This is a genomic window from Streptomyces sp. NPDC060031 (genome assembly GCF_042736805.1).
GTDB lineage: Bacteria > Actinomycetota > Actinomycetes > Streptomycetales > Streptomycetaceae > Streptomyces.
Window position 1 is genome coordinate 39049 of the sequence record NZ_JBHWVM010000062.1, and the last position, 8515, is coordinate 47563.

The 8515-nt window shown below is 69.1% G+C and carries 11 protein-coding genes; 5 read left to right on the top strand and 6 right to left on the bottom strand.

Features of this window, described 5'->3' with window-relative positions; translation table 11 throughout:
* Window positions 1-19 precede the first annotated feature (19 nt).
* Complete coding sequence (locus ACFWB8_RS25020; protein ID WP_385231180.1) at window positions 20-304, top strand: hypothetical protein; 285 nt, start codon at window positions 20-22, stop codon at window positions 302-304.
* A 94-nt stretch (window positions 305-398) separates the two neighbouring features.
* Here the strand turns inward: ACFWB8_RS25020 and lysA are convergent, their stop codons facing one another.
* Both lysA and ACFWB8_RS25030 read right to left on the bottom strand, forming a co-directional pair.
* The gene (gene lysA / locus ACFWB8_RS25025) at window positions 399-1733 is read right to left on the bottom strand and encodes a diaminopimelate decarboxylase (RefSeq protein WP_385231183.1); all 1335 of its coding nucleotides are present in this window, start codon (window positions 1731-1733) and stop codon (window positions 399-401) included.
* 13 nt (window positions 1734-1746) lie between these two features.
* A complete protein-coding gene (locus ACFWB8_RS25030; RefSeq protein ID WP_385231186.1) occupies window positions 1747-2109 on the bottom strand; it encodes an SAV_915 family protein in 363 nt (120 codons plus the stop codon).
* A 313-nt stretch (window positions 2110-2422) separates the two neighbouring features.
* On the opposite strand from ACFWB8_RS25030, the gene ACFWB8_RS25035 reads away from it, so the two are divergent.
* Both ACFWB8_RS25035 and ACFWB8_RS25040 read left to right on the top strand, forming a co-directional pair.
* Window positions 2423-2752, top strand: a complete 330-nt coding sequence (locus ACFWB8_RS25035) for a hypothetical protein (RefSeq protein WP_385231214.1) — start codon at window positions 2423-2425, stop codon at window positions 2750-2752.
* A gap of 177 nt (window positions 2753-2929) precedes the next feature.
* On the top strand, window positions 2930-3445 hold the full coding sequence (locus ACFWB8_RS25040; RefSeq protein ID WP_385231189.1) for a DinB family protein: 516 nt from the start codon (window positions 2930-2932) through the stop codon (window positions 3443-3445).
* Window positions 3446-3716: 271 nt separating this feature from the next.
* Here the strand turns inward: ACFWB8_RS25040 and ACFWB8_RS25045 are convergent, their stop codons facing one another.
* The 4 genes from ACFWB8_RS25045 to ACFWB8_RS25060 form a co-directional block, all read right to left on the bottom strand.
* Window positions 3717-4052: a YnfA family protein gene (locus ACFWB8_RS25045; RefSeq protein ID WP_385231193.1), complete on the bottom strand. Its 336-nt coding sequence runs from the start codon at window positions 4050-4052 to the stop codon at window positions 3717-3719.
* A 302-nt stretch (window positions 4053-4354) separates the two neighbouring features.
* On the bottom strand, window positions 4355-4555 hold the full coding sequence (locus ACFWB8_RS25050; protein ID WP_385231196.1) for a DUF5988 family protein: 201 nt from the start codon (window positions 4553-4555) through the stop codon (window positions 4355-4357).
* Between the two features lie 172 nt (window positions 4556-4727).
* Complete coding sequence (locus ACFWB8_RS25055; protein ID WP_385231199.1) at window positions 4728-5678, bottom strand: 1-phosphofructokinase family hexose kinase; 951 nt, start codon at window positions 5676-5678, stop codon at window positions 4728-4730.
* 1049 nt (window positions 5679-6727) lie between these two features.
* The gene (locus ACFWB8_RS25060) at window positions 6728-7204 is read right to left on the bottom strand and encodes a cupin domain-containing protein (RefSeq protein ID WP_385231202.1); all 477 of its coding nucleotides are present in this window, start codon (window positions 7202-7204) and stop codon (window positions 6728-6730) included.
* 505 nt (window positions 7205-7709) lie between these two features.
* Between ACFWB8_RS25060 and ACFWB8_RS25065 the strand changes: the two genes are divergently transcribed.
* Together ACFWB8_RS25065 and ACFWB8_RS25070 are read left to right on the top strand one after the other, a co-directional pair.
* Window positions 7710-7985: an isoamylase early set domain-containing protein gene (locus ACFWB8_RS25065; RefSeq protein ID WP_385231205.1), complete on the top strand. Its 276-nt coding sequence runs from the start codon at window positions 7710-7712 to the stop codon at window positions 7983-7985.
* 318 nt (window positions 7986-8303) lie between these two features.
* On the top strand, window positions 8304-8515 hold a 212-nt coding region (locus tag ACFWB8_RS25070; protein ID WP_385231208.1), incomplete at its 3' end, for a transposase.

Below are 8515 nucleotides of genomic sequence, written 5' to 3' on the forward strand. Positions count from 1 at the left end.
AAGGTTGCAGCATGGAGTCATGGAGAACACGAACCCCGATCGGGAAACCCTCCGCGACCTGGCCGACGAGGGCAGCGAGACCGCGCTGGACCGTCTGGCCGATCTCGCGGACGCGGCCGGCGACGTCGCGGAGCTGAGCGACCTGTTGGACGAGGGATCCCGGAACGCCGGAATGCTGCTCACGCGACGCGCGGCCGCAGCCGGTGACCTGCGCGAGCTGCAACGGATCTCCGATGCCGGATACGAAGAGGCCGGAACGGAGCTGGAGCGGCTGCTGCAGGCACCGGGCGGTCATCAGGACTGACGAACCGCCCGGCCGCCGCACCTGCCGCGATCCTGCATCTCACCGTGACGATATGGAGAAGCCCGGGCGGCGGCGAACGTGCCCTCGCGTGGCCTTAGACGCCGATGTCCCGGCGCCGGTGGTCCTCCAGGGTTTCGCGCCGTACGAGGAGCCGGGCCGTGCCCTCGTGGACGGCTACGATGGCGGGGCGGTCGGCCAGGTTGTAGCCGGAGGCCATGGACAGCTGGTAAGCACCGGCCACCGGTACGGCGAGCAGGTCGCCGGGGTGGATGTCGCCCGGCAGCGGGACGTCGGAGGCGAGGATGTCGCCCGCCTCGCAGTGCCGGCCGACGACCGTGGCCGTACGGGGCCTCACCGTCGAGTGGCGGCCGACGAGCCGGGGCGCGTACCGCACCCCGTACAGTGCCGGCCGCGGGTTGTCGCTCATGCCGCCGTCCACGGCGACGAACACCTTCTCGCCGGTGTGCTTGACGGCGAGTACCCGGTAGAGCGCGACTCCCGCGGGGCCCACGACGGCCCGCCCGGGTTCGACGGCGAGCCGGGGCGCGGGCAGTCCCGCGGCGGCGCAGCCGTCGACGAGTTCCGTACGCATCCGCCGGGCGAGCGCGGTGAGGTCGAGGGCGGGTGCACCGGGCCGGTAGGCGATGCCGTGGCCGCCGCCCATGTCGAGCTCGGGCAGGACCAGGCCGTGCGTGTCACGGATGCGGGCCATCAGCCCGATCATGCGGCGCAGAGCGACCAGGTAGGGCTTCGCCTCGGTGATCTGCGAGCCGATGTGGCAGTGCAGGCCGGTCAGTTCGAGCCGTGGCTGGCCGAGGATGCGGGTGATGGCGTGCTGGGCGCCGCCGTCGGTGAGGGAGAGCCCGAACTTCTGGTCCTCCGTACCGGTGCGGATCTTGTCGTGGCCGCCGGCCGAGACACCCGGGACCACCCGCACCATGACCTTCTGGCGGCCGCCCGGGCCGACGGCGGCTGCGGTCCTGGCGATCTCGGACGGGCTGTCGATGACGATCCGCCCCACACCGAGCCGGAGCGCGGCCGCCAGGTCCTGGGGCGACTTCGCGTTGCCGTGCAGCACGATCCGTTCCGGCGGGAAGCCGGCCGTGACGGCGAGCTCCAGCTCCCCGGCCGAGCACACGTCCAGGCCCAGCCCCTCCTCCTGGACCCAGCGGACCATGGTGCGGGAGAGGAACGCCTTCGCCGCATACAGCACGTCCGCGTCGGGGAAGGCGTCGCGATACGTTCGGCAGCGCCCGCGCACCTCGCCCTCGTCCAGCACGTAGGTCGGCGTGTCGAACCGGTCGGCGATCTCGCTGAGGGGAACTCCGCCGACGGCCAGGCCGCCGTGCGGGAGTGGTGTTGCGGATGCGGGCCATACGGACAGCTCACCCGCGGCGACGGGCATCTCCGGGAGAACGGCGATGGTCATGATCTGCTCCCCTTCAGGCCGTGCGGGCCGTGGTCTCGGATACCCGTGTGAGCAGCGCTCCGGTGGGTCCGGCGTCCGCCGTGGGGACCGGGGGCGCGGTGAGTGCGGGGTCGACGGTCAGCAGGGACGCGCCGAGCGGCCGGGCCATCGCGCGGAGTGCGGCCTCGGAGAGCCGGATCCAGGGCTGGGCCGTACCGAGCGTGGCGGCTAGCCGTTCCGGGCTGGTGAAACCGACGGCGGTACGGGCTCCCAGTGCGGTGCGGAACAGCCGCACGACGACGTGCGCTCCTCCCGGCCGGGCGGGCACGTACAGAGGCCCGGCCGGGCTCTGTTCCTCAGGCTCGGAGTCGGATTCGTCGTACTGGAACAAGCACATGGGGCCCTCCTCGGGGCACGAGTGACAGGTCACGCCCCGGCGCGGGGAGGCGGTCCGGGACGTGCAACCGAAGCTATCCCCGCCCCCGCGCCCCGGCGGCCACCCGTAACGGGACCCATACGGCCACCGGCCCACTCCATACGCATCACTGACGGCAGGACCTGGAGTCCATCAGCAGGGCGTCAGGGTTGTGGACCTCTCCGCCAGAAGTCCGTGAAGGACATGGCTCCGCCGTGCCTCATGGCCTTTCCCTCGGGACCGGTGACTGGACGGCGAGGAGAGGGAACAGGTCGTGCGAAGAGTCGTGGTCGGCGTGACCGGCACCCTGGGGAGTCCGGCCGCCCTGCACAGGGCAGCCGCAGAGGCCCGTGTACGGGATGCGGAGCTGCGGGTCGTCCTGGCGTGGCAATCACCGGGAGGTGAACTCGGCAGCCGGAACGGCCTCAGCCCCTCCGCCCTGGCGGAATGCCGTACCGCTGCCGTCGAAAGACTCCGCGAGGTACTCGACACGGCGTTCCGTGCGGCGAATCCCGGAGTCGCCCTCGCGGGCCCCGTACGGGGCACCCCCGGCGCCGCCTTGCTGGCTCACGTGCCCCGTTGCGCCGCCTCCTGCGGCCGTCGGTGGCCCGCTACTGAGGTTTGATGCGTGATGTCACTGGGTCGACGCCTTGAACTGCGAAGACGAGGGTTCGCCGCGCGGCATCATGCGAAGATCACCAGTAACACCCCTATGTCCACCAACCGTGACCAAGATCGTAAATCGCGGAAGAGCCCGTCATCCAGGCGCCCCCTCCCGACCGCCCTGGTAGCGTGCGCCGGCATGTCATCGGAACTGAAACGCCCCCCGCTCCAAGCGGACGAACGCACCGCGCTCATCGGCTGGCTGGACCTGCAGCGGCAGATCCTGCGCTGGAAATGCGAAGGGCTGGGCGACGAGGACGCGCGCCGTCCGGTCATCCCGACCTCACCGGCCATGACGATGGCCGGTCTCATCTCCCATATGCGCTGGACCGAGCACATATGGCTGGAAGTGCTGTTCCTCGGCGGCGATAAGAAGCAGAACCCCGCATTCGACGAGTCAAGCAAGAACGCCGACTGGCACACGGACAGCCGCTCCCTCGCAGAGCTCCTCGCGGAGTACGAGGCCCAGTGCGCCCGCAGCAACGAGATCGTTGCCGCGGCCGACCTGGACGACGCCGGCCGCCACCCCGACTTCCGCGACGGCAGCGCCAACCTCCGCTGGATACTGATCCACCTCGTCGAGGAGACGGGGCGACACGCGGGGCACGCGGACATCGTCCGGGAGCTACTCGACGGCACGAAGGGCTACTACTAGCGCAGCTCCGCGAAGCGGGCCCTTCCCTCAGGAGCCAGACCAACACGCCTCACGACCAATGCGGGAGAGCCCGTTACTGGTGATCTTCGCATGATGCCGCGTGGCGAACCCTCGTCTTCGCAGTTCAAGACGTCGACCCAGCGACATCACGCATCAAATCTCAGTAATGCGTGGCGCACGCGGCCTGCCCCGCACTCGTCGTGCCGCCCTCGCCCCTGCAGAACGAGCTCGACGCGGCGCACCGACGCAACTGCAACGTGGTTCCGGCAGATCAGTTCTCGCGGGGTGCATACATGATCACAGCCATGCCGGCGAGGCAGACCAGGGCGCCGATGACGTCGTAGCGATCGGGGCGATACCCGTCGGCGACGACGCCCCAGGCGATGGACCCGGCGACGAAGATCCCGCCGTAGGCAGCGAGGATCCGGCCGAAGTTGTCGTCGGACAGGAAGGTGGCCACCACCCCGTACAGGCCCAGTGCGATGACGCCGGCACCGATCCAGACCCAGCCCTTGTGCTCGCGGATGCCCTGCCACACCAGCCAGGCTCCGCCGATCTCGAAGAGGGCGGCCACGGCGAACAGGGCAACGGAACGAGCGACGGTCATACCGGCTGACCCTACTGGCGGCCGCTGCCCGTGATCTCCAGCGGGACGGCGCCCTCCCGGCAACCGCACCCGCCCTCGCCTGCGCTCTTCGCTCCGCAAGAGCAAGAGCGGCGGCGTTGCCTTCGCGCCATTCGTTTGAGCGGCAGCGGCTGGAAGCTGGTCGCGAAGTACCAGGAGGACGGAAGCCGTTGGGGAACGGGTGGACTGGATCGAGGCCGGCGATCCAGTCCACCGTGCGGTGTCGGCCCGCGCATCCCGGCCGCCGTGGTGAGGTACAGGCCGAGCGTCCTTGACCGTCCGTTTCATTCGGCGATCTCTGTCCGTTCCCACCACTCGTAGACCGCCAGTTGTCCCTCCGGGCTGTCCTGGTGCCGCGACGTGTTCTTGAAATGCTCGTACCCGCCGCGGTGTGGAATCTTCAGGTCTTGTCCGGGGTCGGAGACCGGAACGATCCGCTCGGGCAGATCGTCCGGGCCGCCCTCAAGTACTGCCTTGGTCGCCATGCTTCCAGTCTTCCCAACCGCAGGCCCGCTCGCATCACGAGGTCGGCACTGGCGTCGCTCAGCACCACCGGCAGCGCCCCGCCCCGACGCGGTGACGGGGCAGGGTCGGCTTGTGGGCACGGGGTACGCAATGTGGTTGAAGGGCCGACCGAACGGCAGAGGGTGGGCAGGGTCAAATGCCCCGGCGCCGAGCATCGGTCTGGAACCTGGTCCTCACCTGGGAGCGGAGGGATCGGGCCACGTCCAGGTCGAGGGGCTCGGTGCTGGGGGTGAGCATCGCTGCGGCGGCCGCGGCCACCCCCAGCGCGCAGGCGCTGACGGGATCCTCTCCGCCGGCCAGCTGTGTGATGAGGGCGGCGACCATGCTGTCACCCGCCCCGGCGTCGCTCAGGGGCTCGCCGGGCAGCGGCGGCGCGTAGAGCTCGGTATGGCCGCGGCCGGTCGAGCACAGTGCGCCCAGCTCTCCGAGGGTGGTGACGGCGATCTCGGCGGCCCCTGTGGTGAGCAGGTGCTCGTTGAGGGCCCGGGCATCGTCGAAGCCGCGGACCGGCCGGCCGGTCAGGCTCTCGGCCTCTGTGCGGTTGCACCTGAGCAGGAACACGCCCTCCGCGAGTGCTCCGCGAAGCGCCGGCCCGGAGGTGTCCAGGACCAGCCGGGATCCGGCTTCCCTGATGCGGCGGGCGGCGACCGCGTAGAAGTCGTCGGGCAAGCCGCCGGGCAGGCTGCCGCTGGCCACGACGTACGGGCAGTTGCCGACGGCCTGCACCAGAGCATCCAGGGATCGCCGCCCCTCGTGGTCGTGCAGGTGCGGGCCGGCCGGCACGATGTGGTAGCCGCGGCTCGATTCGGCCTCGAACAGCACGAGTGCTTCGCGGGTGTCGTCGTCGATGTCGACGGCGACGTGGTCGACGCCCTCTTCGTCCAGCAGCCGGTTCAGGCGCAGGCCGACCTCGCCTCCGGCGGTGTGGACGGCGGTGGCTCGTCCTCCGAGCCGCACGACATGACGGGCGACGTTGATGCCTCCGCCCCCGGCGGCCACCGACCTGACCTGGGCGCGGTTCTTGCCGATGTCCTCCAGGTGCCCGACCTCCCAGCAGAGATCGACCGCAGGATTCATCGTCAAGGTGAGGATCGACGGCTTGGCCGCCCTCTCCGATCCTCCTGCGCCGTCGGTACTCCTGGCTGTGGTGGGTTCCGGCGTCGCGGCCGTCCTCATCGCGGTACCCAGGTGGTCGCGCTGACCCTTTCCCGGCGCACCGTCCGCTGGGCACGGCCCCGCTCACTGCAGACTGAGGAAATCGGGGCCTGTTCCCACGCGCTGCGGTCGATCCCGATCCCGGCCGCTGCCAGGAACAGTTTCGGCTCCTGACCACGGTGCCGACCGTTGGACGCGTGGGGCCTGGCAATGCCCGCTGTCCTATCGGACAGATGCACGGAGGCCGTTTCCCGCCCCGTGCCGTGGCTGCTTGCGCCTTGGGAGCGGTGACCGTGAGCGCATCGTCGGCCGGAGCCGTACCGACGTCCTCGCTCTTCACCGCCGAGGGGAGCATGGCCTGGTACCCGCATCGGCCGGAGCGGCGTGTGCCGCGCCCGTGGCGCGCCGAAGAACTGGTGCGTGCGGCCGAAGAACGGGTCCGGCTCCACCGGGCCACCGGTCCGGCGCCGCGCGGGAAGCGTCATCGCACTCACCTCCGTGGACAGCGACACGTCCGACCCGACTTCCATACTGAAACAGCCTGACGTCACCTGCATGCCGGACCACGGCTGGGGCTGTTCCTCGGCATCTGGATCTACAGGAGCATCGGGTAGGCGGTGACAGCTGCGGCACCCGGGGCAAGAACGTGCGGCCTTGGCCATCTCGTCGTCCAGCTCGGACGGGGACAGCGTTGCATCGGCCTTCTTGGAACGCTTCTGCACTGGGGAACGAACGGTCGAGGCTGTAAGCAGGCCGCCGCCAGCCCGTTGCGGAGGAACGCGGGCTCCGTACTTTGCGGACAGGTCGAGCACCGAGCCGGTCGCTGACTGCCGCAGAGGTACGTCCATGCCTTCAAAGAGGTCGAGCGGAACGTCACGTGCCGTGGGGCCAGATGGGTGTACGGGCGGAGGGGAGGAGCGTGATTCTCCCGGCTCGCCTCTGGGCGAGGAACTACTGTCGCGATAAGCCCTCGGTGGTCAGGCGTGCTCGTCCGATGGCTGTTGGTCAGGCTGGGCCGACCAGCTTGCCGGCTCGTCGTCGCCTGAGTCCTCGTCGCGCTCCGCGTCGGCGGCTGTCGCGTGGATCTTGCCCGACGCGTGGTGGACCGGTGCGTATACGGCGTAGAGCTGCAGGGTCTCGTCACCGATGTTGGTGACGTTGTGCCAAGTGCCGGCGGGTACGAAGATTGCCCAACCATCCTCGACCTCCTGGTCGAAGTCGAGTCGATCCTTCGCGCGGCCCATCTGGACGCGGCCCCGGCCTGCGTCGAGTCGTAGGAATTGGTCAGTCTCCGGGTGTGCTTCCAAGCCGATGTCCTCACCCACCGGGATCGACATGAGGGTCAACTGAAGATACTTCCCAGACCAGGCGACGGCGCGATAGTCCGTGTTTTCAAGCGTCGCCGTCTCAAGGTCGAAGCTTTGAGGTTCCGGCCCGATGTCCTTGATGGTCATCTTCTCTCCCGGTCAACGAAGGCGGTACGCGGTCGCGGTCTTGGCCAGCGCACGTCGACATTCTCAGAGCCCTGGGCGTTTCTGGCCACAAGTGCGCGAGCTGCTACCGCACGAGCAACCGGTTGTGACCAGTTGCCGCATTCCGCCGTGCGTGCAGTCGATGACGGTCTTGCCGGCCATGCGCCGACGCGGCACCTCCATGATCGAGTGCTCGTCCGCGCACTCCAGCACAATCCGCGACTCCTGAATCAGAGCCTGCGTCGTTGCGCGACAACGCACCCCCCGGCACAGCCTGCTGGGCATCGATTATTGGCTCCTGGCGCTACTGCGGAACAGGACTCCTACCCTCCAGGATGACACTTTGCGTGATGTTTCGCGCCATTGGTGTCACCTGGCGTGGTGGGCGAGTGACACCGGGACGCGGGTGGCCGGGTCGGCGTGCGGGCCGTGCGCACCACCCACGATGGGCGACGCACCCATCCACTACCGCCCGTCAGGAGCACCCATGCTGGAGCGCACGCTGCGCAAGGACCGCACGGAGGTCACCTTCATCCTTCCCGCCGACACCCCGTCGGGGCCGGTCAGCGTTGTGGGCGACTTCAACGGCTGGCAGCCCGGCGTGCACACGCTCAAGGCCCGCAAGGACGGCAAGCGCGCCGTCACGGTCGAGCTGCCCAGCGAGGGCACACATTCCTTCCGGTACCTGGCCGCCGGGGACTACTGGTTCAACGACGAGAGCGCCCGGGACCAGGACGGCCCCAACAGCCGCCTCCACACCTGAGCCAGCTTCCGCCGCGACCGGCCCCGGCCGTCGGCCACACCAGCAAATTCAAGGGTGGAGGGCTGGAGATCTGCGATGTCTTGGGCCCTGACGGTCAGTTGATCTGTGTCAAGAAGGCCACCTCCAGTACCGCCCCCTCAACCACCTCTTCGCCCAAGGCGATGGTGTCCCGTGGAGTGGTGTACCGGATCTTGGCTGAGAAGTGCGCCGTCGTGGTGTGCCCGCGTGCATCGGCTGTTGGTGAACGCTCCCTGAGAACAGGCAGGCCACCGTGCAACTGTCCTTGGTGAACGGCCAGTTCAACCCAAGGAGCGCACGGTGGCCTTGTCCCAGCATGACCTACTTCGCCTGCTCGAGTCACTACGTTCGACGGACGGTCTTGAACTCGTCCGAGAGGTCGCCGAACGTCTGCTCCAAGAGCTGATCGAGGCCGAGGCCACCGCGAGGATCGGCGCCGATTGGGGTGAACACACCGAGGCCCGCACCGCCTATCGCAACGGGCACCGGGAGAAGACCCTCACCACACAGGC

Coding starts and splice junctions, on each gene's coding strand:
- ACFWB8_RS25060 (WP_385231202.1), bottom strand. CDS start 7,204: ATGACCATCAAGGACATCGGGCCGGAACCTCAAAGCTTCGACCTTGAG.
- lysA (WP_385231183.1), bottom strand. CDS start 1,733: ATGACCATCGCCGTTCTCCCGGAGATGCCCGTCGCCGCGGGTGAGCTG.
- ACFWB8_RS25020 (WP_385231180.1), top strand. CDS start 20: ATGGAGAACACGAACCCCGATCGGGAAACCCTCCGCGACCTGGCCGAC.
- ACFWB8_RS25040 (WP_385231189.1), top strand. CDS start 2,930: ATGTCATCGGAACTGAAACGCCCCCCGCTCCAAGCGGACGAACGCACC.
- ACFWB8_RS25050 (WP_385231196.1), bottom strand. CDS start 4,555: ATGGCGACCAAGGCAGTACTTGAGGGCGGCCCGGACGATCTGCCCGAG.
- ACFWB8_RS25045 (WP_385231193.1), bottom strand. CDS start 4,052: ATGACCGTCGCTCGTTCCGTTGCCCTGTTCGCCGTGGCCGCCCTCTTC.
- ACFWB8_RS25065 (WP_385231205.1), top strand. CDS start 7,710: ATGCTGGAGCGCACGCTGCGCAAGGACCGCACGGAGGTCACCTTCATC.
- ACFWB8_RS25030 (WP_385231186.1), bottom strand. CDS start 2,109: ATGTGCTTGTTCCAGTACGACGAATCCGACTCCGAGCCTGAGGAACAG.